This is a genomic window from Mucilaginibacter sp. P4_A11 (genome assembly GCF_056402535.1).
This window is the reverse complement of record NZ_JBFUHE010000022.1, coordinates 51433-74955: the sequence shown is the minus strand read 5'-3', so window position 1 is coordinate 74955 and position 23523 is coordinate 51433. Positions and strand designations below refer to the sequence as shown.

18 protein-coding genes are annotated in these 23523 nt (G+C 42.6%); 9 read left to right on the top strand and 9 right to left on the bottom strand.

What is annotated here, in order from left to right; all coding sequences use genetic code 11:
* Nucleotides 1–191: 191 nt before the first annotated feature.
* Nucleotides 192–734, top strand: coding sequence for a hypothetical protein (locus AC1DUD_RS28780; RefSeq protein ID WP_477380983.1), 543 nt, complete (start codon nucleotides 192–194; stop codon nucleotides 732–734).
* A gap of 19 nt (nucleotides 735–753) precedes the next feature.
* On the opposite strand, the gene AC1DUD_RS28775 is transcribed toward AC1DUD_RS28780, so the two are convergent.
* Nucleotides 754–5049 carry a hybrid sensor histidine kinase/response regulator gene (locus tag AC1DUD_RS28775; protein ID WP_477380981.1) on the bottom strand — a complete coding sequence of 1432 codons (4296 nt, stop codon included), beginning with the start codon at nucleotides 5047–5049 and terminating at the stop codon, nucleotides 754–756.
* A 165-nt stretch (nucleotides 5050–5214) separates the two neighbouring features.
* Between AC1DUD_RS28775 and AC1DUD_RS28770 the strand changes: the two genes are divergently transcribed.
* The gene (locus AC1DUD_RS28770) at nucleotides 5215–5427 is read left to right on the top strand and encodes a VF530 family protein (RefSeq protein ID WP_477380979.1); all 213 of its coding nucleotides are present in this window, start codon (nucleotides 5215–5217) and stop codon (nucleotides 5425–5427) included.
* 156 nt (nucleotides 5428–5583) lie between these two features.
* On the opposite strand, the gene AC1DUD_RS28765 is transcribed toward AC1DUD_RS28770, so the two are convergent.
* The 4 genes from AC1DUD_RS28765 to AC1DUD_RS28750 form a co-directional block, all read right to left on the bottom strand.
* A complete protein-coding gene (locus AC1DUD_RS28765) occupies nucleotides 5584–6882 on the bottom strand; it encodes a DEAD/DEAH box helicase (RefSeq protein ID WP_477380977.1) in 1299 nt (432 codons plus the stop codon).
* 81 nt (nucleotides 6883–6963) lie between these two features.
* Nucleotides 6964–7761, bottom strand: a complete 798-nt coding sequence (locus tag AC1DUD_RS28760; protein ID WP_477380975.1) for a tRNA pseudouridine synthase A — start codon at nucleotides 7759–7761, stop codon at nucleotides 6964–6966.
* Between the two features lie 108 nt (nucleotides 7762–7869).
* The gene (locus AC1DUD_RS28755; protein WP_110583172.1) at nucleotides 7870–8094 is read right to left on the bottom strand and encodes a CDGSH iron-sulfur domain-containing protein; all 225 of its coding nucleotides are present in this window, start codon (nucleotides 8092–8094) and stop codon (nucleotides 7870–7872) included.
* 99 nt (nucleotides 8095–8193) lie between these two features.
* Entirely contained in the window at nucleotides 8194–8421 is a 228-nt protein-coding gene (locus AC1DUD_RS28750) for a hypothetical protein (RefSeq protein WP_477380972.1), read from the bottom strand.
* Nucleotides 8422–8567: 146 nt separating this feature from the next.
* Here AC1DUD_RS28750 and AC1DUD_RS28745 point away from each other — a divergent pair, with 146 nt between their 5' ends.
* From AC1DUD_RS28745 to AC1DUD_RS28730, 4 genes are all read left to right on the top strand, one after another.
* Nucleotides 8568–9599, top strand: a complete 1032-nt coding sequence (locus AC1DUD_RS28745) for an aldo/keto reductase (protein WP_477380970.1) — start codon at nucleotides 8568–8570, stop codon at nucleotides 9597–9599.
* Nucleotides 9600–9768: 169 nt separating this feature from the next.
* Complete coding sequence (locus tag AC1DUD_RS28740; protein ID WP_477380968.1) at nucleotides 9769–10587, top strand: peptidoglycan-binding domain-containing protein; 819 nt, start codon at nucleotides 9769–9771, stop codon at nucleotides 10585–10587.
* A 257-nt stretch (nucleotides 10588–10844) separates the two neighbouring features.
* On the top strand, nucleotides 10845–12176 hold the full coding sequence (locus AC1DUD_RS28735) for a Gfo/Idh/MocA family protein (RefSeq protein ID WP_477380966.1): 1332 nt from the start codon (nucleotides 10845–10847) through the stop codon (nucleotides 12174–12176).
* A gap of 146 nt (nucleotides 12177–12322) precedes the next feature.
* Complete coding sequence (locus AC1DUD_RS28730; RefSeq protein ID WP_477380964.1) at nucleotides 12323–13684, top strand: 3-keto-disaccharide hydrolase; 1362 nt, start codon at nucleotides 12323–12325, stop codon at nucleotides 13682–13684.
* Between the two features lie 161 nt (nucleotides 13685–13845).
* On the opposite strand, the gene AC1DUD_RS28725 is transcribed toward AC1DUD_RS28730, so the two are convergent.
* From AC1DUD_RS28725 to AC1DUD_RS28710, 4 genes are all read right to left on the bottom strand, one after another.
* Nucleotides 13846–14874, bottom strand: coding sequence for a GntR family transcriptional regulator (locus AC1DUD_RS28725; protein ID WP_477380962.1), 1029 nt, complete (start codon nucleotides 14872–14874; stop codon nucleotides 13846–13848).
* 119 nt (nucleotides 14875–14993) lie between these two features.
* Complete coding sequence (locus AC1DUD_RS28720) at nucleotides 14994–16004, bottom strand: cytochrome d ubiquinol oxidase subunit II (RefSeq protein WP_477380960.1); 1011 nt, start codon at nucleotides 16002–16004, stop codon at nucleotides 14994–14996.
* Between the two features lie 2 nt (nucleotides 16005–16006).
* Nucleotides 16007–17323 (bottom strand): cytochrome ubiquinol oxidase subunit I, encoded by a 1317-nt coding sequence (locus tag AC1DUD_RS28715; RefSeq protein WP_477380958.1) that lies wholly within the window; start codon nucleotides 17321–17323, stop codon nucleotides 16007–16009.
* 386 nt (nucleotides 17324–17709) lie between these two features.
* Nucleotides 17710–18741: a LacI family DNA-binding transcriptional regulator gene (locus AC1DUD_RS28710; protein ID WP_477380956.1), complete on the bottom strand. Its 1032-nt coding sequence runs from the start codon at nucleotides 18739–18741 to the stop codon at nucleotides 17710–17712.
* Nucleotides 18742–18871: 130 nt separating this feature from the next.
* Here AC1DUD_RS28710 and AC1DUD_RS28705 point away from each other — a divergent pair, with 130 nt between their 5' ends.
* The 3 genes from AC1DUD_RS28705 (at nucleotide 18872) to AC1DUD_RS28695 (ending at nucleotide 23513) form a co-directional block, all read left to right on the top strand.
* A complete protein-coding gene (locus AC1DUD_RS28705; protein ID WP_477380954.1) occupies nucleotides 18872–20350 on the top strand; it encodes a xylulokinase in 1479 nt (492 codons plus the stop codon).
* A gap of 79 nt (nucleotides 20351–20429) precedes the next feature.
* Nucleotides 20430–21758 (top strand): xylose isomerase, encoded by a 1329-nt coding sequence (gene xylA, locus AC1DUD_RS28700; protein WP_477380952.1) that lies wholly within the window; start codon nucleotides 20430–20432, stop codon nucleotides 21756–21758.
* A 48-nt stretch (nucleotides 21759–21806) separates the two neighbouring features.
* Complete coding sequence (locus AC1DUD_RS28695; RefSeq protein WP_477380950.1) at nucleotides 21807–23513, top strand: sodium/sugar symporter; 1707 nt, start codon at nucleotides 21807–21809, stop codon at nucleotides 23511–23513.
* Nucleotides 23514–23523 lie beyond the last annotated feature (10 nt).

The following is a 23523-nucleotide window of genomic DNA, read 5'->3' as shown; positions in this document are numbered from 1 at the left end:
AAATAAATCAGGCAATTTTAAGAAATTTTTATAGAAAAACTGTCCTTTACCTGTCCAATAAATGCAATAAAATCTATGTTTAATTTGTTTAAACTTAATTTATAGATTAATACCGCATTTGGTATATCTAAAACACATTAACACAAAACAGTTAAAATGATGTATATAAATAAAGTGCTAATTTATATACCATGAATCTGTTTAAACCATGTATTTATTTTTGTGTTTTGGCGATGACACTATTTGCCTGCAGACAATCAAGTAAGCAATCCAAGCCCGATACTATATCAAGTGATTCCTCAAAAACAACAGTAACAGTAGCAGGTAAAAAGGATAGTGTGATCAATAATCCGCAAAAAAAATATAGCGGGGCAACGGTTAGCGAGCCCTGCGTGAAATGTTTGCTGGCTGTTATACAGGATAGTAAAAGCTACAAGGAGAACACAAACGGCATCTCGCCGCAAAGTATAAATTATACTATTAACTGGGTAAAAGCTTCGGCACCGGCGTTAACGCCGGATACAAGTCATAAAACCAACGGGATAAGGGTTGATGTGAAGAAAGATGAAGATGGTGAGGCAACCCGCTTATGTTCATATGTTTATAATAACACAAGCGGTACCATGTACTTGCTCAATAGTCAGAATAAATATCAGCATGAGATATCAAGCATAACGCCCGCCATTTTAAAAAAAATCCGCAACAGTTGTTATTGGGGCGTAGCGTCACAATAATCACATGAAATACCAACAGCTAAACATACTTACCTTTTACATTTTTCATCATTTTGTAAGCTCCTTTTAAAACGCCGATCAGTGCTTCTGTTTTCATTGGCTTGGCAATATAATCGTCCATGCCTTCGCTTATGCACATGTCCCGGTCATCGGGGCCGGCATTGGCGGTCATAGCAATTATAAAAGGCTGCTTAAAAGCGTATTGTCGAATATGGCGCGTTGCCTCAAAGCCATCCATCTCCGGCATTTGCACATCCATAAATATGACATCAAATTTGGGATTGGCATTCAATTTATCAAGTGTTTCATACCCGTTATGGGCCAGCTCAAATTCATAACCCAGCTTCTCCAGCATCCGGCTAATGAGCTTTTGATTAACCGTATTATCTTCTGCCACGAGGATATTAAGGGGATGTTCCTTCGCAAAGTTTACATCCAGTAATTTATCCGGCTTTGTTTCGGGAACGGTTATATGTATTTTTCCCTGGAACTCGGCCTGCAAGCTTTTACCCAGTTGCGATTGTTTTACCGGTTTGGTTAATATAGCCGAAAATAAGCCCGGATACTTCTTCTTTGAACCATCGCCAATAGAGCTCAGCATAATTACCGGCAGATCTTTATAAGTGCTTTTAATTTCCCGGGCCAGGCCAACGCCATCCATTTCAGGCATTTCCATATCGGTTATCACCAGGTTAAATCCATGATTAGCAATAAGGATTTCCAGTGCCTGCCTGCCGGAAGCCGCAGCCACCGTTTGGATTCCCCATTGCTCCAGCTGCGTTTGCAGGATAAAACGGTTCGTTTTATTATCGTCAATAATAAGCACCTTTTTACCTTCAAGCTCTTCTGCGTTAAAAACAATAGGTATATGCTTTGATTGTTTACTGCTTAAAGCTGTTTTTATGGTGAATACAAAAACAGAGCCTTCTCCAAAAATGCTTTCAGCCCAGATTTCGCCACCCATTAGCTTAACCAGTCGCTCGCTGATTACAAGCCCAAGCCCTGTACCTCCATATTTGCGCGTAGTAGATGAATCAACCTGCGAAAAAGCATTGAACAAGGTTGTGAGCTTATCCTCAGGGATACCAATGCCTGTATCCATAACGCTAAAGCCTATCTCAATTTCCTTATCGCCAATTGTTTTAGATAAAAACACTTTGATAAATACCTCGCCACGCTCGGTAAACTTGATAGCATTGCCTGYTAAATTGGTAAGCACCTGTTTTAACCTCAAACTGTCGCCAATTACCTGCTGGGGCAGGGCGGGGTCAATCTGATAAACCAACTCCAGCTCGCGTTTGGCTGCATTTTGCGAAAAGAGATCCATCACTTCCTCAATACACTGGCGCAGGTCAAAATCTTCCTGCTCCATTTCCATTTTCCCTGATTCAATTTTGGAGAAATCAAGAATATCGTTGATCACATTTACTAAACTATCACCACACGATATAATGGTATCGGTATAATCACGCTGCTCGGCGTTCAGCCCAGTTTCGCCTAACAGCGAAGCCATGCCAATAACACCGTTCATCGGTGTCCTGATCTCATGGCTCATGGTGGCTAAGAATATACTTTTGGCCTGGTTGGCTTTATCGGCTTCTTCCCGGGCATCACGTTCCTGTTCTCTTTGAATCTGTAACTCTTCCGACTGGGAAAGCAGTTCTTCGTTCAAAGCCTGTAATTCTTCTGATTGATTTTGGAGCTCGATATTTAAGGTTTGCAGGTTTTCGGACTGGGTCTTTAATTCTTCCGATTGTTGCATAACTTCTGCCGTACGTTCGCCAACCTGTTTTTCAAGCAGGTTCTTTTGCTTTACTATGGCATTTACTTTATACAGGTAAATTGCATAAATGGCTGCTAAGGTAAGCAAAACCAGCAAACTGATAAACCACCAGGTAAGCCAGAAAGGAGGGAGTACAATAACGCTCAGGCTTACCTGCCTGACAGACCATTTCCCATCCGCACTGCGGCTTTTTACCCTAAATACATAATTACCGGCCGATAGGTTGGTATAAGTAGCCGTGTTTTTATTACCAACATAGTTCCATGTTTTGTCAAAACCCTCAAGCAAATAGGCATATGATTCTTTGCTGCCTAAGGCAAAGTCCATCGATACATATTCAAACGATATCACCGATTGATCATATGTTAAGGTTATCGATTTTGTTTCGGAAATATCCTCCTTTAGGGGTGAAGGATCATCGCTGTTCTGCGCTACCTCTACAGATTTATTATAGATCTGAAAATCGGTAAGCAGCAGAGGCGGATCATAAACATTATCCCTGATATTTTCAGGATTGAACATGTTAAACCCATTAACGCCACCGAAATACATGATACCATCATGGCTTTTTACTGCCGAGTGAGGTTTAAACTCTTCGGCCTGCAAGCCATCCTCAATGGTGAAATTCCTGAATTTATTGGTTTTAGGATTGTATTTGGAAATACCTTTATTGGTGCTGATCCATAAATTGCCGTTGTTATCTTCTTCAACCGCATAAGTATAGTTATTGGGCAGCCCATCTTTTACTTTAAAGTTTGTAACCTTACCGGTAGCCGGGTTTAAACGATAGATACCACCATAAGTACAGATCCAGATATTACCCAGGTGATCTTCAAAAAGGTCAAGCGCCGTGTTGTTGCCAAGTGCACTGTTTAGTTTTTCATATTGTACCGGTTTAAATGAATTAGTTGCAGCATCATACAGGTTAACGCCGCCATCATTGGTGCCAACCCAAAGGTTACCTTTTGAATCGCCAAGCAGCGAGTTGATATTGTCGCTGCTGATACTTTTGGGATTATTGGCATCATGGCGGTAATGAATAAATCTATTGGTTTTAGGTTCAAACAGATCAAGCCCGGTACCAAGTGTGCCAAACCATAGTTTTCCATCAAGCGTTTTGGCTATGGCATAAATATTATTACCGCTTATACTGGTACTATCGTCCGGGTTATGTTTAAAAGACCTGAAACTGCGCGTTTGCGGGTTCATCATACTTACCCCGTCGCCCCAGGTGCCTATCCACAGGTTATTTTTGGCATCTTCCTGTATGGTTAAAACATAATTACCGCAGATATTGCTGTTAGTATTTTTATAAACCTTAAACTCTCCTTTTTCTGGGTTGAAAAGATTCAGGCCACCGCCATCGGTACCTTCCCATATGTTGTTCTTTTTATCTTCGTAAATACTTAATACAAAGTTGTTTGATAAGCTGTTGGGCTGCGCGCTGTGCTGGTAGTGGGTGAAATTTTCACTTGTTTTTTTATAGAAGTTAAGACCTGAGGCAAAGGCACCGATCCACATATTGCCGCTTTTGTCTTTCAGGATCACATCAACCGAATTGTTGGCAATGCTGCTGTTATCTACATCGTCTTCCTGGTGGTTATTAAATTGCCCTGTAGCATAATTGAAAATATTCAATCCTCCATTTTCAGTGCCGATCCATAAGTCGTGATTACTATCTTCAGCAAGGCACTGCACACTATTATATGAAAGCGAGTTCTTGTTACGGCGATCATTTTTGTAATGAGTGAAGGTTTTGGTGGCCGGATCAAACAGGTTGAGCCCTGCGTCGCTAACACCAATCCATAAACGGTGTCCACTGTCCTCTAAAATAGCGTTTACCTTATTAGCCGATAGGGAAGAAGGCTTACCTTCATCATGAACAAAGCGGGTAAAATTATGGCTTTGGGGCTTGTAAAGATTTAAGCCGCCATAGGTTGTTCCTATCCATAATTTATTTTGACTGTCTACATAAACCGCGCGGACATTGTTATCACTTAAACTGGCTGTATCGGCCACGTTATACCGGTAATGCGTAAATTTTTTCTGCGCTATATTAAACTGGTCAAGGCCTTCTTTTTGATTCGAGATCCACAGATTCCCGCTTTTATCAAGTGCTATCTTGACTAAAATATCGCTGGCTATTGAATTGTTATTGTTTGGATTATGGCGATAATGGATAAAACGATCAAATTTACGGTCGTACATATTTAACCCTCCACCGCTGGTCGAGATCCACAGGTTGCCGTTTTTGTCTTCAAGTATGTCCTGAACAAAGCTGTTACTGATACTATTATTATCGCTAACAATATTTTTAAAAACCTTGAATTTGTTACCATCATACCGGTTAAGTCCATCACGTGTGCCTACCCAAATAAAACCGCGGCTATCCTGTATAATGCAGTTGATGTTCAGTTCGGAAAGTCCTTCACGGCTGCCAATATGCTGAAAATGAATGGGGCGGTTTTGTGAGAACGCGCATAACGAAATAGCTTGCAACAACAAAACAAAGTAACACTTATAGCTATTCATTAAAATAATTTTGGGCGATTTGAAGAAGCGGGTTAAACTTAGCAGCATTAAATTTAATAAAATTTACGATTTATTAAATATCCGCTAATATCATTTGTTACTTAAACGGGAGGGCAACAAATTTTGTTATACTATTTTGCCAAAACAAACATCTACTTTTGCTTTATGGAACAACAACCCAATAACCCTTTACATGGCAAAACCCTCGAGACGATCCTTAACGAACTGGTAGCTCACTTTGGTTGGAATGAATTGGGTACCCGGATCAGGGTCAATTGTTTCAATGATAATCCCAGTATAAAATCAAGCCTTAAGTTTTTAAGGAAAACAGATTGGGCGAGAAAGAAGGTGGAAGAATTGTACTTGGAGATAGCGTAGTTATTATAAAAGAATGTCATGTTGAACTTGTTTCAACACCTCACTCGCTAAGCCCATGCTGAGCAAGTTGGCTACCTTTCTAATGGGGTGCTGAAACAAGTTCAGCATGACATTGTGGATACTTGGTATTTGTAAGTCTCTATGAGACAGTGTTTTTTACCCGTGCTTTTTCTTCTTGTTCATTTTGGCCTTGGTACTGGCGCTAAGGTTATATGTTTTGGCGTTGGATGCTTTTTTTTCATGGAAAGCCTCACCAACGCCGGCCGGTTTAACATCTTCTTTTACATCTGCCTTTTTAGGCTTCGACTCGGTCACAATCACCAGGTCATCCGGTAGCTCGGCCACCGGGATCTTATTGCCGATCATTTGCTCAATTTTCTTTACCTGGCTTAGCTCGATATCAGTAGCAAAGGTCATCGCCAGTGTTTCTTCCTTATTGTCAGGATCGTGATTAACTATCCGGTTAATAAACAGTTCGTTATCAGCAGGCAGATCAAAATGGATCAGGAAGGGGATACCGCTCAGGTCGAGCTCTTCCTCGTTTTCGTTGGTTACGATCAGGATCCTGGCACCAGCTTCAGCCTTAAAATCCTCAACGCTCTTGAATCCTTTTGTATCGAAGAACTTTGGATTTAAGTATGCTACACCTGTACGTAAACGGCTTTTGAGGCTTTGAAAAAGCTTTTCAGCAGTTGTCTGACTGTTTACAAATACAACAGTTTTAGTAAACAGTTCTTCGTCGTACATGAACAGATTAAGCAGGTTTAGCTTGGTGCCAAAGTTAGGTACGTTATATAACAGCTGTTCATGAGTTTCAACAGCCGTTTCGCCCAGTTCATCAACCTCAATTATTGCCGGTTGCTTCATGAATGGATCGAGCATTTTTTCGAGCTTGGCATGCATGACTTCGGTGAACACCAGATGCTGACCTTTGTCAATGCTGTTAGCCAACTCAACAACGGGTAACTGCAGGCCTTTTTTTACTATCTGGTCGGCATCATCTACCACCAGTAAATCAACTTTATTTAAATTTAAAGCCAGTTTAAGGTAGATGGCCCTTGCCCTGTCAGGAGTAGCTACAACAATATCTGCACCATCGGCAAGTTCATCCATCTGGCTTTCAAACCCGGGGGTAACGTATAAGCCAACTATGCGGATAGATTTATTTTTGTTAAGACGGTCAAATTGTTCTATAACAGCAAATACGTGTTCTTTTTCCGGCACCAATACCAACACACGCGGAACGCCTTCAGGGGCATAGTTAAAGCGGTTTAATACACCTAACACATAAGCAGTGGTTTTTCCGCTGCCTTCAGGGCCAATGGCAATAATATCCTGCCCGCCAATAATGCGGTTGATAGTTTTAAGCTGGAGCTCTTTAGGGTTTGCAAAACCGGCTTCATTTACAGAACGCAACAGTTGTTTATTAAGCTTTAATTTGTCAGACCACGCCATCAGGATACTATTAAAATTTAAAATGAGGGTGCAAAAGTACCAAATTAACGCGTCATATTTTTAAAAATCAGCAGATAAGCATTATAAGGGGTGCCAATCTACACTATTAAGTAAAGGAAATGCCGACCGCTGTTCAAGATCAAGGTAACGATAGGTGACTTTTGACAGGTATAAACCCTGGGGATGTGCGGGGATAATGATCTTAGGTGTTTGTTTATTGGCAATGTAAAACTCAAATTCATCTGTACTCATCTGGCCTTTGCCAATTTCAAGCAACCGGCCTACAATGATCCTGATCATCCGGTTTAAAAAGCGGTTAGCTGTAATATTAAACCTTAACTTATCGCCTTTGACATCAATATATAGCCCTGCCGATTTTATTTGACAGAGGGTGTGATCAACCCTGTCGGGCATTTTGCACATGGCGCGGAAATCGGTATAATTCGGCAGTATAGAAACAGCTTGTTTCATCGCGTCGAGATCAAGGTCCTGATCGCGGTAAAAAGAACTATAGTTACTTAAAAACGGATCTTTATAATTGTGGATAAAATAATCATAGCTCCGTTTTACCGCATCAAAACGGGCGTGGGGATCTCCCTGCATCGAAATGATGTCAAATACGGCAATATCATCAGGCAAGAGTTTATTGAGCCTGAATAGCAGATCATAATCTAAATTATCGGCTATATCGGCATGGAAAAAGAATTGACTGGCATGTACTTTTGCATCGGTGCGGCCACAACCAACAATACCTACCGGGTGTTTTAAAATTTTGCCAAGGGCTGTTTCAATTACTTCCTGTACAGATGAAAACTTTGAAAGTCGCTGCCAGCCGCTGTATCTTATGCCATGATAACCGATATGAAAAAAATAACGCATTGTTGTTTGGGATGTGGTTGTCAAAAATGCAGATTATTTTGAGAACACCTGATAAAACAAAAGCCCAATGTAAAAAACACCGGGCTTAATGTATATAAAAACAATTGTTTATACTTTTTTTGGCGGAAGGTCAAATGCAATGGCGTTGTGTTCAAAATGACCTTTGTGCGAACCATCACAAAATGGTTTGTTTGCTGATAAACCACAACGGCAAATTGAAAGTACTGTACGGCCTTGTAAGCCATAAGCATTACCCTGCATGTCTACAATCTCAAAATCGCCTTCTATTTTAACCGAACCGTTATTATTAATGGTAAGTTTAGTTTTCTCCATGTTTTAAATTTTGCGCAAAGTTAAATCATGGCAGTTGCCTAAAAATGTTTATTTGCTATTTAGAAGTGTTCCTGATTGGACAAAACAAGGGAGAGGCTTTTAATTAAATGATTGGTTGAATGCAACCAGCACCTGCAAAAAAACATCCCTGTCAAGCGCAAAGGAAGAGGGCTGCTCGGGCTTTACAGGCTTGCCGTTTTTTATTTTAAGTGGGAACAAGGCGACAAAATCACGGATACTGATCTCGTACCTTAGCATGGGATCGCGGCGGTGGATCTCTTCCAGTCTCATTTCAAAAAGGGAAACACTTAGCGGGTCTGCAATCATATTCAAAACTAATATTTGTTTACCTCTCTACGATGAAACATCGGCCATAAATGACAAACTAATGATGTGCAAAAATCCCTTTAGCAATCGATTCCGCATAAATTTGTGATATAGGCTACTGCCTTTACATCATAAAAACATACACTATGGAATACAGACAATTAGGCGCATCCGGGTTGCGGGTGCCGGTATTAAGCTTTGGCACGGCGACATTTGGCGGCGGTAACGAATTTTTTAAAGCGTGGGGCAATACCCAGGTTGACGATGCAAAAAAACTGATTAATATTTGCCTTGATGCCGGCGTTAATTTATTTGATACGGCAAACGTCTATTCGCACGGAATTTCTGAAGAAATATTGGGCAAAGCCCTGGAAGGACTCCGTAACGAAGTGCTGATCTCAACCAAAGCAACCTTTACAATGGGCCAGGGTGTTAATGATTTTGGTTCATCACGCTATCACCTCATCAAATCGGCCGAGGACAGCCTGCGCCGTTTAAATACCGACAGGATTGATATTTACCATATGCACGGCTTTGATGCCAATACCCCGGTTGAAGAAACCTTAAGAGCACTTGACGACCTGGTTACCAGTGGTAAAGTGCGATATATTGCCTGCTCAAATTTTTCGGGCTGGCATTTAATGAAATCACTTTCAGTATCTGAAAGATATGGCTGGAGCCGTTATGTGGCTCATCAAGCCTATTATTCATTGCTTAACCGGGAGTTTGAATGGGAACTGATGCCCTTAGGTATCGATCAAAAAGTAAGCACCATTGTCTGGAGCCCGCTATCGTCAGGTCAGCTAAGCGGAAAATTCAGAAGGGGACAGCCAATTCCGGAAAACTCCAGGACTGTACAGGGAGGTGCTCACGGCCCGGCTACAAATTTTGATCATTTATATAATATTGTGGATGCACTTGATGAAGTTGCTGAAGAAACCGGTAAATCTGTAGCGCAGGTGGCTTTGAACTGGTTACTGCAAAGACCTACCGTTGCCAACCTGGTAATTGGGGCACGTAACGAAGAACAGCTTAGGCAAAACCTCGGTGCCATTGGATGGAATTTGACGGTTGAGCAGGTTAAAAAGTTGGATTCTGCCAGCGAGGTAGACCCGATATATCCATATTGGCACCAACGCCAAAATTTAAAATTGGTACCCTTGCCAATACAGTATTAAAAAGTATTAAATAAGAAAAGCTTACGTAAAACTACGTAAGCTTTTCTTTTAAATCCCGTAACAGTACGCTGTTATAGTTGTAAGGATTGCTTTAGTTTTGTTTTAAAGGTAATGCGATATCGAAATTATGATATGATATCTAACCTTATCACTATTAAACCTTTCCTGTATGATCAAAAAACAATACCTAAAAGAAATAGCCATATCGGGTACCCAGCAAAGAAATGGCAGCACAAACAATCAAAAAGAAGTAACCAAGATTCAAAGCTGGCTTAATTTGTATGCGGTCACTAACCCTTCGGCCGGTACGGCAACAGGAATTGACGGCAGCTTTGGCCCGGGTACTGAAACAGCAGTTAAAAACTTCCAGAAGGCAAAAAATCTGCCACAAACAGGTATTGTTGATAGCACTGTTTTTGCAGCGCTAACTCAACCTATGGTAAATGCATTCAAAAGCCCTGTAGCCGGAACCGGTTTAAGGGAATTGATTGTAAATACGGCTATACAGCACTTAAGCAATGCGCCATTTGAGCTTGTTATTAAAGACCAGAGTAATAGCGGCCCATGGGTAAGGGCTTATATGGATAATAACGAAGGAACACCATGGTTTTGGTGTATGGGTTTTGTACAAACCATTATTGACCAGGCTGCTACGCAATTAGGAAAAGATTTTCGGACACTTATGCCATTAACCTATAGTTGCGATACAGTTGGTACTACCGGCATCGCCAAAGGCATACTAAGCCGCGTCGCAGCGGTGAGGGCCAATCCGTCCATTGTAAAGCCCGGCGATATTTTCCTGGTTCAAAAAACGCCTAACGACTGGTTTCATACCGGCCTTATTACAGGTGTACACGGTGATCTGTTTGATACCATAGAGGGAAATACCAATACGGACGGAAGCAGCAATGGAAACGGAGTATACAAGCGTGTGCGTAACTTTCAAACTTCAAAACTGGATGTATTTTCCATACAGCCTCTTGTATAAAAGTCTTCCCTGCGATTAATACCCCCTTGAGCCCCTTTATTGGGGCTTTCTGTTTTTATAAGCTAAAAGCTAATGAGTGCTTAAACAACATGACCATCAGCTTTAAGCCTTAAGCTTTCAGCTCAATTAAGTAACAGTTAAATTACAATTGCTTCATGAAAAAATTGACCGATAGCTTTAGCCCTTTATAAAACTTGACTAATTTGCGGGGCAGCCCGCTGGGGTATGCTTATAAATCCAATTAACCTGTTTTGAGTATGATTAACCGTAGAAAGTTTATTCAATCAACTGCCGTAGCGGGTACAAGTTTTCTGCTTGCGCCGCAACTATCAAAAGCTTCCGGATTTTTTAAGGGATCACCCAACGAAAAAGTAGTGTTAGGTATGATGGGGACTAATAGTCGCGGGCTATACCTGGCCCAAAGCTTTGCTAAACTGCCCAATGTAGAAATCGGTTACATCTGCGATGTTGACGCGAACGTGGTTGCTAAAACGATTGATGCGATCTATAAACAAACCGGGAAAAAGCCTCAAGGCTTAACGGATATCCGGAAAATGCTGGAAATAAAAGATATCGACGCGGTAGTAGTAGCCCCGCCAGACCACTGGCATGCACCGGCAACCATCATGGCCTGCCAGGCCGGCAAACACGTATATGTAGAAAAGCCATGCAGCCACAATCCTCATGAGGGAGAAATGGCAGTAGAAGCAGCAAATAAATATAAACGCCTGGTGCAAATGGGGAGCCAGCGCCGTTCATTCTCCAATGTACAGGCCATGGTAAAAGAGCTGCATGATGGTGTAATAGGTCGTACTTATTATGCTAAAGGCTGGTATACCAATCATCGTTCAACTATCGGCAAAGGAAAGCAGGTTCCTGTGCCTGCCAATTTAAATTATGACTTATGGCAGGGGCCTGCACCAAGACGACCTTACAAGGACAACCTGATCCACTACAACTGGCACTGGTTTTGGAACTGGGGCACAGGCGAGGCGCTTAATAACGGCACACACGAACTGGATGTGATCCGCTGGGGGCTTGGTGTAGACTATCCAAGCAAGGTAGTATCAACAGGAGGGCGGTTCCATTTTAATGATGACTGGCAAACGCCGGATACGCAAAATATCCTTTATAACTTTCCCAATAATACCGCTGCAGAATGGGAATGCCGGAGCTGTAATGGCTTCGAAATCGAGAAATTAAGCAGGGGAGTAGTGTTTTATGGTGATAAAGGCACGCTGTTTTATGATAGTGGCAATAGCTATCGTGTTTATGATGGAGATAATAAACTGGTAAAAGAGGTAAAGGACGATACCAAGGTTGACGGCACAAACAAAGTGAGCCCAACCGAGGCGCTTGACGGCTTTCACATGAAAAACTTTGCCGATTCGGTAAGAGGAGCCGATAAGCTAAACTGCCCGATAGAGATCGGTTTTAAATCAACCCTGCTGCCGCAATTAGGCAATATCTCCTATCGTGTTGACCGTGTATTACACATCGACCCAAGTAACGGTCATATTTTAAATGATCCTGAAGCACAAAAGCTTTGGAGCAGGGAGTATGAAAAAGGCTGGGAGGTGAAGGTATAAGAATGACATTGAGTGCGTGAGCCGTCATCTTGAACTTGTCGAAGGACGTGCGCAGAGGCCCACCCGCCATGCTTCGACGGGCTCAGCATGACACCCTTAAAAGGCATGAAGCCACAATAATTTAATCAAACAAGAAAATATCAATCATGAAAAAAATAATATACCCTGTAATTATGCTTCTCGCGTCAACGGCATTGAGTCCGGTGAACGCTCAAACCAAATTATTTGATGGCAAAACGCTTAAAGGCTGGAAACGCCTTGCCGGTACCGCCGATTACAAGGTGGAAGACGGTGCCATAGTGGGTACTACGGTACTTAACTCCGGCAATTCATTTTTAGTTACCGAAAAGGAATACGGCAATTTTATACTGGAACTGGATGCTAAAATTGAAAGCGAGCTGAGTAATTCGGGCGTGCAAACGCGCAGCCATTATGATCCGGAAGGCAATAAGGGCAAAGGCAAGGTTTATGGCAGGCAGTTTGAGATCGATCCGTCATCACGCAAATGGACAGGCGGTATTTATGATGAAGGCAGGCGCGACTGGCTTTACCCGCTTGATCTGAACCCGAAAGCTAAAGAAGCATTTAAAGTGGGCGAATACAATCACATCAGGATTGAATGCATCGGCAATGAAATGAAAACCTGGGTAAATGGCGTGCCGGCGGGCGACGTAGTTGATACTGTTGACAGCAAGGGTTTCATTGCATTACAAGTTCATGCAGTAAGTGAAGAAAAGCAAGCCGGTAAAAAGGTATATTTTAAAAACCTGAACCTGCAAACCACCAATTTAAAACCCAAACCATTTCCAAAGGATGTTTATGTGGTTAATCTTACGCCCAACAGCATAACCAGTGCAGAAAAAGCAAACGGCTGGAAACTATTGTACGATGGCAAAACCAACACAGGCTGGCGTGGAGCAACGCTTAAAGGTTTCCCTGATAAGGGCTGGGAATATAACAACGGCACTATGCACGTGTTGCCATCGGCGGGACAGGAGGAATCTGGCGGCGGCGATATCGTGACCAACGATAATTTCAGCGCTTTCGATCTGTCCTTTGAATTTAAGCTTACCCCCGGTGCCAACAGTGGCGTTAAATATTTTGTAACCCTGTCTGAAGTTACCAAAGGGTCGGCCATAGGCCTGGAGTACCAGGTACTTGATGATAAACTGCATCCCGATGCCAAACTTGGCCGTGATGGCGACCGGACTTTAGCGTCATTGTATGACCTCATCAAAGCCAACAAACAAGAGCGTTTTGTACACCCGATAGGAGCATGGAATATCGGTCGTGTGGTGGTATATCCAAACAACCACGTTGAGCACTATCTTAATGGGGTAAAAGTATTGGAATACGAACGCGGCTCAAAAGCCTTCCGTGACCTGGTAGCAATCAGCAAATACACCATCTGGAAAAACTTCGGCGAAGCCGCTGAAGGGCATTTGTTATTGCAGGATCATGGCAATGAAGTGTTTTTTAGAAGTATAAAGGTTAGGGAGTTAAAGTAACCTTAATCACCCTCCCGTCATTGCGAGGTACGAAGCAATCCCCAATAGGCAGAGCAGCTTTGCAAGTTGCCCTGTAAAGTTCGCGATTGCTTCGTGCCTCGCAATGACGCTTTTAGAATGTTTTTTAACAGCTTATCGCTCCCCCTTTGTGGGGCATTGCTCTACAACGAACTCCTCAACCTCACCGTAAATGGCACAGCAAAATGCTCGTGGCAGTTATTCAATGCAAATTCAGCCGCTTTACTGCCCATCAATTTAAAATCGGTTGATATGGTGGTGATACCATCAAGGATGATCTCTTTAAGTGCGGTTTCATTATAGGATATCACGCCTACATCTTTCGCTACCTTTAAATCGGATGCGATGATCTTTTTAATGAGCTCAACCAGGTCATCCTCAGTTAGACTGATGTATACCGTGTTTTTCTGAATGAGTTCCGTAGAAAGTGTTTCAACTATATCATACTCAAAAGCATACTGTCTGCAAAAGTTTAGAAACCCTTTCATGATCTCTTTTGAGTGATAAGTTTTACCAGGGAAGATAAGTTTGAGCGTATGGTATTTACTCAGGCTATCAAGCATACTCTTCAGGGCTTCGTAAACATCTGTAGCGAAATTCTCATATATCGCGGCAAATTTTCCGTTCACGCCGGGTACCAGGTTATCCAGCAGTATCAATTTATCCTTGGGGATGGTATTGATGATCTCATGGGCCTTCGTTTCGTTATCTAAAAAATGAGGGATAACGATGTACTTAGCATAATCGCCCTGGATGCTTTCAGTAATGATCTTTTTAAAAAAGTAAAAATCATTGTTATAGATATAAAAATCTATGGCGGCCTGTTCGCCAATAGTGGCTACAAAAGCATCATAAATGATCTTTTTATGCGCGCTGAGTTTGTTGAATAACAGGAAGATCTTGAGCGGCTTCTGAAAATCGGTATTTGAAATAAAAAAACCTTTTCCGGGAACCGAGCTTACAATGCCTTTCTCTTTTAATTCCTTATAAACGCGTTCAATGGTATTGCGTGAAGTATCCAGCGCATAGCTCAAATCATTGATGGACGGAAGCATATCGTCTTTTACGATCTGTCCGCTTTCTATTGCCCTGATAATAGCATTGGAGAGTTGCAGGTACTTAGGCGTAATGGAGTACTCGTCGATTGATAAGATCTTTAAATAATTCTTCACATCACAAATGTAATATTTGAAAGCACATCTTTATCATTAGAACCATGATGCGCTTGATTTCGCGATTGACCTGATTTAACATACGATATCATGAAATCCTGAAATCAGGCAAATCACGGTTAAGTTCTCTTCTTAAACGCGTAGTACAAATACCCCAGCGCCGGCAATATAAACAAGCTACCTACCAATAAGCCAATCCCTAAGTCATCGATACTGTTGCTGTTGGCATGTTCGGTAAGTAATGACATAGAACTGCCATCCTTAAAAATAACAAACCTCGGGAAACGCGAAAACCCAACTGATATCAGGATCATACACACCTGGAAAGCGGCCAGCACCCTGATCCACTGTCTGTTACGGCGATGTGATATGATCATGTAAAGCACTGCCAGTGAAATTGTTGCAGCAATTACCGCAACTAAACTTACGGGGTTTCCAAAAATCCAGTTGGCCAGGTGAACATGCTCAAAATGAGATGCTAAGAACACCAGCGAACCGCAGATCACAGCAGCAACGTTCATGATCTTCGCTTTACGGATATAGCGTTTAATTTCGTCTACATCTTCAGTTTCACCAACTATATAAATTGCTGCAAGGAAGCCGCACAGCGCTACGGTAAAAAAGCCGACAGACACTGAGAACCAGTTGAACCAGCTAAAAATGTAAGCATGCAAAAAATCCGTGGCTTTAGGATCAATTTGCCCTGATAAAGCACTGCCGGCGATGATGCCTAAAAACAGTGGCGTAACAAAGCTTGAATAAACGAATATATGGGTATAAAATGCCTGCGTTTTTTCGTCTTTAATAGCGTCATAATTACGAAACGAAAAAGCTGTTCCCCGGGCTATAACACCAAGCAGCATCACCAGCAAGGGGATATGCAGGTAAATACACATTTCGCTGTAAATAACCGGGAAGCCTACAAACAGCACCACCACGGTAATAATGAGCCACATGTGATTGGCCTCCCAAATGGGGCCGATGGCCTGGTACATGATTTTGCGGGTGCGGTGTTTGTTATCGGTTGACGTGAAAAGCTCGATAATACCGGCGCCAAAATCAGCCCCGCCTAATAAAAAGTAGAGGGTAATGGCCGCAAAAAGAAAAAGGATTACAATATAAAGCATCATGGTCAGGCGGTTTTACGGTCATACAATTCAGGCACCATCTGGATTTGCCTTTTTAATAAAAAGATAACAGCAACGCTCAGCGTAAAATAAATAAAGCTGAACAGGTAAAACGAGTACTGGATACCCGGCATCGGCGTAACTGCTTCGCTGGTACGCATCACACCTTGTATTATCCATGGCTGTCGACCAACCTCGGTAACCGTCCATCCGGCTTCGAGGGCGATGAAACCCAGCGGAGTAGCCCAGATAAAAGTTTTCAAAAACCATGGTTTGGAAAGCAGGTCCTTCTTTTTCCAGAGCTCGTAAAAATAAATGATCCCTATGAGCATCATCAACACACCTATGCCCACCATGATCTGGAAAGCGTAATGTGTGATGGCTACCGGCGGCTGGTTTATCACTGGGATTTTATCTAGGCCATTTACCTGTGTTTTGAAATTATCATGAACTAAAAAGCTTAATAAACCGGGGATCTCTATACCATAATTTACTTTTTTAGCCGCGGTGTCAGGAATCCCCCCTATAACCAATGGCGCGTATTCCTGGGTATGAAAATAAGCTTCCATTGCGGCCAGCTTTGCGGGCTGGCGCTTGGCTGCATTCTTGGCCGATAAGTCGCCGCTGAAAGGTTGTAATATAGCTGCAGCCGCACCAAATAGGATAGCTATTTTAAACGCTTTGGTATGGAAAGCGATATTTTTTTTACGATAGATCATCAATGCATGAATTCCCGCCACCGCAAAACCAGTTGCGGAGAAAGCCGCGATGGTCATATGCAGCGATTCGGAAAACCAGGCTTTATTGAACATGGCTTTTACAGGATCAATATTAATATATTGCCCGTTCACAAAATCAAAACCCGAAGGACTGTTCATCCATGAATTAGCCGATACTACCAGGATGCCAGAGGCTATGCCGCTTACGCCAACAATGACTCCTGCAGTCCAATGTACCCAGTTGTTTAATTTGTTCCATCCATAAAGGAACAGGCCAAGCGCAATCGCTTCAATAAAAAAAGCGACACCCTCAAGCGAGAACGGCATGCCAAAAATAGGGCCGGCGTGCTTCATGAAACCCGGCCAAAGCAATCCGAGCTCAAATGAGAGCATGGTACCTGATACTGCACCCGTGGCAAAAAATATAGCCACACCCTTGCTCCACGCAACAGTGATGTTTTTATAAACCGGATCCTGTGTTTTTATCCATTTGTAGTGTGATATAGCCATGAAAACCGGCATCACCATACCGATACAGGAGTATATGATATGAAAACCTAACGATAAGGCCATTTGGGATCTGGCCGCTAAAAAATCATCCATAAGTATTATACTTAAATAATGGTTGAAATTAAGGCTTAATGTAACAAATCTGTAACTAAATGCTTATTGATATTGAATTTAAAATATGATTTTTATTGAGGGAAAGTTGGATTAGTGAGTATAATTTAGTAAAAATCCAGACTACAAAACAAGCGTCATTTGCCTCATACCTATCCATGACATAATTAAAATAGGGGTCATGTTGAGCTTGTCGAAGCACAGTGGGCAGGGCCTCTGCGCGCGAGTCTTCGACAGGCTCGGACTGACCGGCCCTCTTTTGTCATTTCACCATCAGAGTTCGCCGGATTTAAACACTCGCAATGACGGTTGTAGAAGTTTTATGTCCAGTGAGTCTCCTCTTCGGGGAGATTTAGAGGGGCCCGAGCTTACCCTTTCCTTGCCGTCGACCCCCTGATGATCAACTCTGGCTTTATACTAATGATCTTGGGTTTAACCGAAACCTCGGTGCTGGCGTTCTCCTGGAAAAATAGGTTACCGATAGTTTTACCCATGTAAACGCTGAACTGATCTATCGAAGTTATCGACGGACTGGTGATCTCCGTAAAAGCTTCATTGGAGTAACCGCAAATGCCCAGCTCAGAGGGCACCTTGATATTCATGGCATTGGCCACTTCTAAAACACCTAAGGCCGAAAAATCAGATGTTGAGGCAAATATCGCGTCTGGAGGCTGGGGGAGGTTAAGGAGCTTACGGGTAGCTTCGGCACCGAGCTCTTTTGTCCATGCGTTTTTAACCACCAACTCGTCAATAACTTTCACCTTGTGCGTTTCTAATGCTCTCAGGTAGCCGTTTTTACGCTGACGAAAGATGTTCAGGTTTTGCGGGCCTTCAAGTAAAGCTATTCGTTTATAACCGTTTTCTATCAGGTGCGATACCGCTTCAAATGAAGCCTGCTCGTTATCGTTAATTACCTTGAGGGTTTCCAGTTCTTCGGCAACGCGGTCAAACTGGATGAGTTGAATGCCATGATCAAGCACGTTTTGCAGGTGCTGGTAATCATAACTATCGGCCGATACCGAAATCACAATACAATCTACATGCTGATTGATCAGTGTATTTACACATTGAATTTCCTTATCATGCACCTCGCCCGATTGGCAAATGATGAGGTTATATCCTTTTTGGTAGGTTGTTTCCTCAATGCCGGCTATCACGTTACTGAAAAAGTTCTGGTTTATCCGCGGTACCACCACGCCAATGGTTTTTGAATGTCCCTTACGCAGGTTTGATGCCAAGGTGTTACGTTTATAATTCAGCTCATCGGCAGTTTTAATGATCAGCTCCCTGGTTTTTTCGTTTACCTGGCTGCTGTTGTTCAGCGCCCTTGATACCGAAGAAGCGGTTATGCCGAGCTTGGCGGCAATGTCATAAATGGTGGTACGTTTAACTTTCTTCATTATAGCGTGCAAGTTGGAAAAAATATTTTACGCAATCGATTGCAATTTTTATTTATTTCTTTATTTTCGTTGCGTTAAGTTACCAATTAATAAATACAACCAAAAAATCATACAAAAATCTAAATAAGCTATGCTGTTATTAGGGATTGATATAGGTACTTCGTCGGTAAAGGTAAGTGTAGTTGATGCCGCAACGCAAAATACAATTGCTTCGGCACAATACCCCGACCAGGAATCACCAATAAAAGCATTGCACCCCGGCTGGGCCGAACAATCACCATCGATGTGGTGGGAGCAGGCACAAAAGGCGCTGGGGCGCTGCCATGCCAAGGGAGGCTATAACTCAAAAGATATTGCTGCTATAGGTATAGCCTACCAAATGCACGGCCTGGTATTGGTTGATAAAGACCAAAATGTACTTCGCGATAGTATCATATGGTGCGATAGCCGAGCCGTTGAAATAGGCGATAAGGCTTTTGCAGCAATAGGCGAGGAGCATTGCCTGTCGCACCTGCTTAATTCGCCGGGGAACTTTACAGCCTCAAAACTGGCCTGGGTAAAGGAAAATGAACCGGAGATCTACAGTAAAATTGATAAGATCATGCTGCCCGGCGATTATATCGCCATGAAACTGACCGGCGAAATCACCACATCGGTATCCGCATTATCTGAAGGTGTATTCTTCGATTTTAAAACTAATGGCATCTCCAAAGAGATCATTAACTATTTTGGTTTTGATGAAAGCCTGGTTCCGGTTATTAACCCTGTATTTTCCTCGCACGGTACTTTGCAGGCATCCGTTGCCGAAAAACTGAATTTAAAGGCCGGCATCCCGGTTACCTATAAATCAGGCGACCAGCCCAATAATGCCCTATCACTAAATGTACTTAATCCCGGCGAAGTAGCAGCTACTGCAGGTACTTCAGGCGTTATATATGGCGTGGATGATCAATTGGTTTATGATCAGCAATCGCGCATCAACACTTTTGCACATGTTAACTATAGCAACGAGCAAAAAAGACTTGGCGTGCTGCTTTGCATTAATGGCACAGGCAGCTTATATCGCTGGGTTAAAAACACCTTCGGTACAGGCTACAGCTATAATCAAATGAATGCCGAAGCTGAAAAAGCCCCTTTAGGCAGCGAAGGCTTGCAGGTACTGCCTTTCGGTAACGGGGCCGAACGCATGTTAAATAACAAACAAGTAGGTGCACATTTCCAAAACATCGACCTTAACCTGCATACACCTGCCCATATTTTCAGGGCTGTACAGGAGGGGATAGCTTCATCCTTCCGTTATGGGTTTGATATTATGCGCGGCAATGGCATGAACCCAACCGTGATCCGCGCCGGTAAAAGCAATCTTTTCCTGAGCGATCTGTTCACTCAAACCTTTGTAAATGCTACGGGGGTACCTGTTGAGCTTTATAATAATGACGGCAGCGTTGGTGCGGCCTTAGGAGCGGGCATAGGCGCGGGAATTTTCAAATCACCATCCGAAGCATTCAGCAATATCAAAGCCATTAAACTGGTTGAACCAACGACCGATCAGTTTGAACCCGTTTACCAGGAGTGGAAAGCCTTGCTTGATTTGAAACTCAAAGCGTAAGGCCAAAGGCTGAAAGCAAAAAATTTAGAACCTCAATAATTCAATACACATAAATCATTAATTCGTTAATTAAAACAATATGAGCATAGTAACAGGTGAAAAGGAATTTTTCAAAGAAATAGGCCAGGTAAAATTTGAAGGCCTTGAATCAGATAACCCGCTGGCGTTTCGCTGGTATGATGCAGACAGGGTAGTGGCCGGTAAAACCATGAAAGATCATTTACGCTTTGCGGGTGCATACTGGCACTCGTTCTGCGGTAACGGTGCCGACCCGTTTGGTGGTGCTACGCACGTTTTCCCATGGGATGAAAAAGCTGACGCTGTAGAGCGCGCTAAAGACAAAATGGACGCGGCATTCGAGTTCCTTACCAAAATGAACCTGCCTTACTACTGTTTCCACGATGTTGACGTGGTTGATTATGGTAACGATGTTGCTGAAAACGACCGCCGTTTACAGGCTTTGGTTGATTATGCCAAACAAAAACAGGCAGCCAGTGGTGTAAAACTGCTTTGGGGAACTGCTAACCTGTTTAGCCACAAACGTTATATGAACGGTGCTTCAACCAACCCCGATTTTCATGTATTGGCCCATGCCGGTGCGCAGGTAAAAGCTGCTTTGGATGCAACTATTGCTTTAGGTGGCGAAAACTATGTTTTCTGGGGTGGCAGGGAAGGTTATATGAGCCTGTTGAATACCAATATGAAACGCGAGCAGGAGCATTTGGCTAAATTTTTACATACCGCTAAAGATTATGCCCGCAAGCAAGGCTTTAAAGGCACTTTCTTTATTGAGCCTAAACCATGCGAGCCAACCAAACATCAATATGATTATGATGCAGCTACCGTATTAGGCTTTTTACAGAAGTACGACCTGATCAATGATTTTAAACTGAATCTTGAAGTTAACCACGCTACATTAGCAGGTCATACTTTCCAGCATGAATTACAGGTAGCTGCCGATTCAGGTTTATTAGGTTCAATAGATGCTAACCGCGGCGATACGCAGAACGGTTGGGATACTGACCAGTTTCCGAACGATATCAATGAAGTGACCGAATGCATGCTGATCATTCTTGAAGCTGGTGGTTTCCAGGGTGGTGGTATTAACTTTGATGCCAAGATTCGCCGTAACTCAACCGATCCGGCTGATTTATTCTATGCACATGTTGGCGGTATGGACCTGTTTGCAAGGGCTCTGGTAACTGCTGATAACATTCTGCAAAAATCTGAGTACAAAAAACTACGTACCGACAGGTATGCCTCATTTGACAGCGGCACTGGGAAAGATTTTGAAGAGGGGAAGGTTTCTTTGGAAGATTTGCGTAACTATGCGATTGCTAACGGTGAGCCTAACGTGACAAGCGGTAAACAAGAATACATCGAAAATTTGATAAATCGATATATATAGTTTATAATTGTCAATCATACATATTAAACCAAAAGACAAACCAAAACAATGAACCTCAAAACCCTCTCGAATGGCGATTATGCTGTTTTCTTTATCTACTTTGTAATTGTTGCCAGCTACGGATTCTGGGTGTATAAGCGTAAACACAACGCCGATGCCACCTCAAAAGACTATTTTTTGGCCGAAGGATCTTTAACCTGGTGGGCTATCGGAGCATCGCTCATCGCCTCAAATATCTCTGCCGAACAATTTATAGGTACGAGTGGGTCTGCGTTTAAAATGGGCTTAGCCATATCTACTTACGAGTGGATGGCTTCTATCACCCTCATCATTGTGGCGGTTTTCTTTATCCCGGTATATCTTAAAAATAAGATCTTTACCATGCCGCAGTTCCTGCACCAGCGGTATAATGGAACGGTGGCGATGATCATGGCTATCTTTTGGCTGCTGCTGTACATTGTGGTTAACTTAATGTCAATCCTTTACCTTGGTGCATTGGCTATCAGCGGTATATCAGGGTTGGATATCCACTTGTGTATCTGGTTGCTGGCAATATTCTCGGCGGTTATTACCCTGGGAGGTATGAAGGTTATTGGATATACCGACGTTATCCAGGTAGCTGTACTTATACTGGGTGGTTTAATGGCATCTTATCTTGCGCTTACTTTGTTAAGCGAGAAAGAAGGCACCACTGGCTTACTGAACGGTTTCAAGATCCTGCATAGCGAAGCTACCGATCACTTCCATATGATCTTCAAAAAGGATAATCCAAATTATATGGACCTTCCGGGCTTATCTGTATTGATAGGCGGTATGTGGATCACCAACCTCAACTATTGGGGTTGTAACCAGTACATTACCCAAAGGGCTTTGGGCGCAAACCTGAAAACTGCCCGTGGCGGTATCCTGTTTGCAGCTTTCCTTAAATTGCTGATGCCCGTTATCGTGGTATTGCCGGGTATTGCTGCTTACCTGTTATACCAAAAAGGTATGTTCCACCAGGAAATGGCGAGCTCATCAGGTGTATTGGATCCTAACAAAGCATATCCATCATTGTTAAACTTATTGCCTACCGGCTTAAAAGGTCTTTCATTTGCCGCGTTAACAGCTGCAATTGTAGCCTCATTAGCAGGTAAAGCAAACAGTATCGCTACCATCTTTACATTAGATATTTACAAAAAAGCGATCAATCCTGAAGCTACTGATAAAAAATTGGTTAACCTGGGTAAGATCTCCGTACTTGTAGCCTTATTCTTAGGTATCGTATTATCAGAGCTTATCGGTAAATCATTAATGGGTGAAGGTAAACAAGGCTTCCAGTACATTCAGGAATATACAGGCTTTGTATCTCCGGGTATTTTTGCCATGTTCATCCTTGGTTTCTTCTGGAAAAAAGCTACTTCAAATGCAGCTTTATTTGCAACCATCGGCGGTTTCATATTCTCATGCTTCTTTAAGCTTTGCCCAAAGTTTATTGACTTGAGCTTCCTGTCGCCGTATGGCTTTTCAAAATTAGCTTTACAGGATGATAAGGTAACCCAGCTTTACGAGATCCCCTTCCTTGATCGTATGGGCTTTGTATTTATCATCTGCGTTGTAGGTATGTACATTATATCAAAAATTGATCAGGCCAGGGGCATTACAACTAATGGCCTTGAAATTGAGAGCTCGATGTTCAAAACTTCAAAAGGATTTTTGGCAGGTGCATTAATTGTAACCGGTATTGTAGTTTCACTGTACTCAATTTTCTGGTAGCAGAAATTTT

Bases quoted from the DNA above. Each gene is read 5' to 3' on its own strand.
- AC1DUD_RS28770 (WP_477380979.1), top strand. From the start codon at position 5,215: ATGGAACAACAACCCAATAACCCTTTACATGGCAAAACCCTCGAGACG.
- AC1DUD_RS28695 (WP_477380950.1), top strand. From the start codon at position 21,807: ATGAACCTCAAAACCCTCTCGAATGGCGATTATGCTGTTTTCTTTATC.
- AC1DUD_RS28760 (WP_477380975.1), bottom strand. From the start codon at position 7,761: ATGCGTTATTTTTTTCATATCGGTTATCATGGCATAAGATACAGCGGC.
- AC1DUD_RS28720 (WP_477380960.1), bottom strand. From the start codon at position 16,004: ATGATGCTTTATATTGTAATCCTTTTTCTTTTTGCGGCCATTACCCTC.
- AC1DUD_RS28750 (WP_477380972.1), bottom strand. From the start codon at position 8,421: ATGATTGCAGACCCGCTAAGTGTTTCCCTTTTTGAAATGAGACTGGAA.
- AC1DUD_RS28715 (WP_477380958.1), bottom strand. From the start codon at position 17,323: ATGGATGATTTTTTAGCGGCCAGATCCCAAATGGCCTTATCGTTAGGT.
- AC1DUD_RS28755 (WP_110583172.1), bottom strand. From the start codon at position 8,094: ATGGAGAAAACTAAACTTACCATTAATAATAACGGTTCGGTTAAAATA.
- AC1DUD_RS28740 (WP_477380968.1), top strand. From the start codon at position 9,769: ATGATCAAAAAACAATACCTAAAAGAAATAGCCATATCGGGTACCCAG.
- xylA (WP_477380952.1), top strand. From the start codon at position 20,430: ATGAGCATAGTAACAGGTGAAAAGGAATTTTTCAAAGAAATAGGCCAG.
- AC1DUD_RS28745 (WP_477380970.1), top strand. From the start codon at position 8,568: ATGGAATACAGACAATTAGGCGCATCCGGGTTGCGGGTGCCGGTATTA.
- AC1DUD_RS28780 (WP_477380983.1), top strand. From the start codon at position 192: ATGAATCTGTTTAAACCATGTATTTATTTTTGTGTTTTGGCGATGACA.
- AC1DUD_RS28730 (WP_477380964.1), top strand. From the start codon at position 12,323: ATGAAAAAAATAATATACCCTGTAATTATGCTTCTCGCGTCAACGGCA.
- AC1DUD_RS28735 (WP_477380966.1), top strand. From the start codon at position 10,845: ATGATTAACCGTAGAAAGTTTATTCAATCAACTGCCGTAGCGGGTACA.
- AC1DUD_RS28710 (WP_477380956.1), bottom strand. From the start codon at position 18,741: ATGAAGAAAGTTAAACGTACCACCATTTATGACATTGCCGCCAAGCTC.
- AC1DUD_RS28765 (WP_477380977.1), bottom strand. From the start codon at position 6,882: ATGGCGTGGTCTGACAAATTAAAGCTTAATAAACAACTGTTGCGTTCT.
- AC1DUD_RS28705 (WP_477380954.1), top strand. From the start codon at position 18,872: ATGCTGTTATTAGGGATTGATATAGGTACTTCGTCGGTAAAGGTAAGT.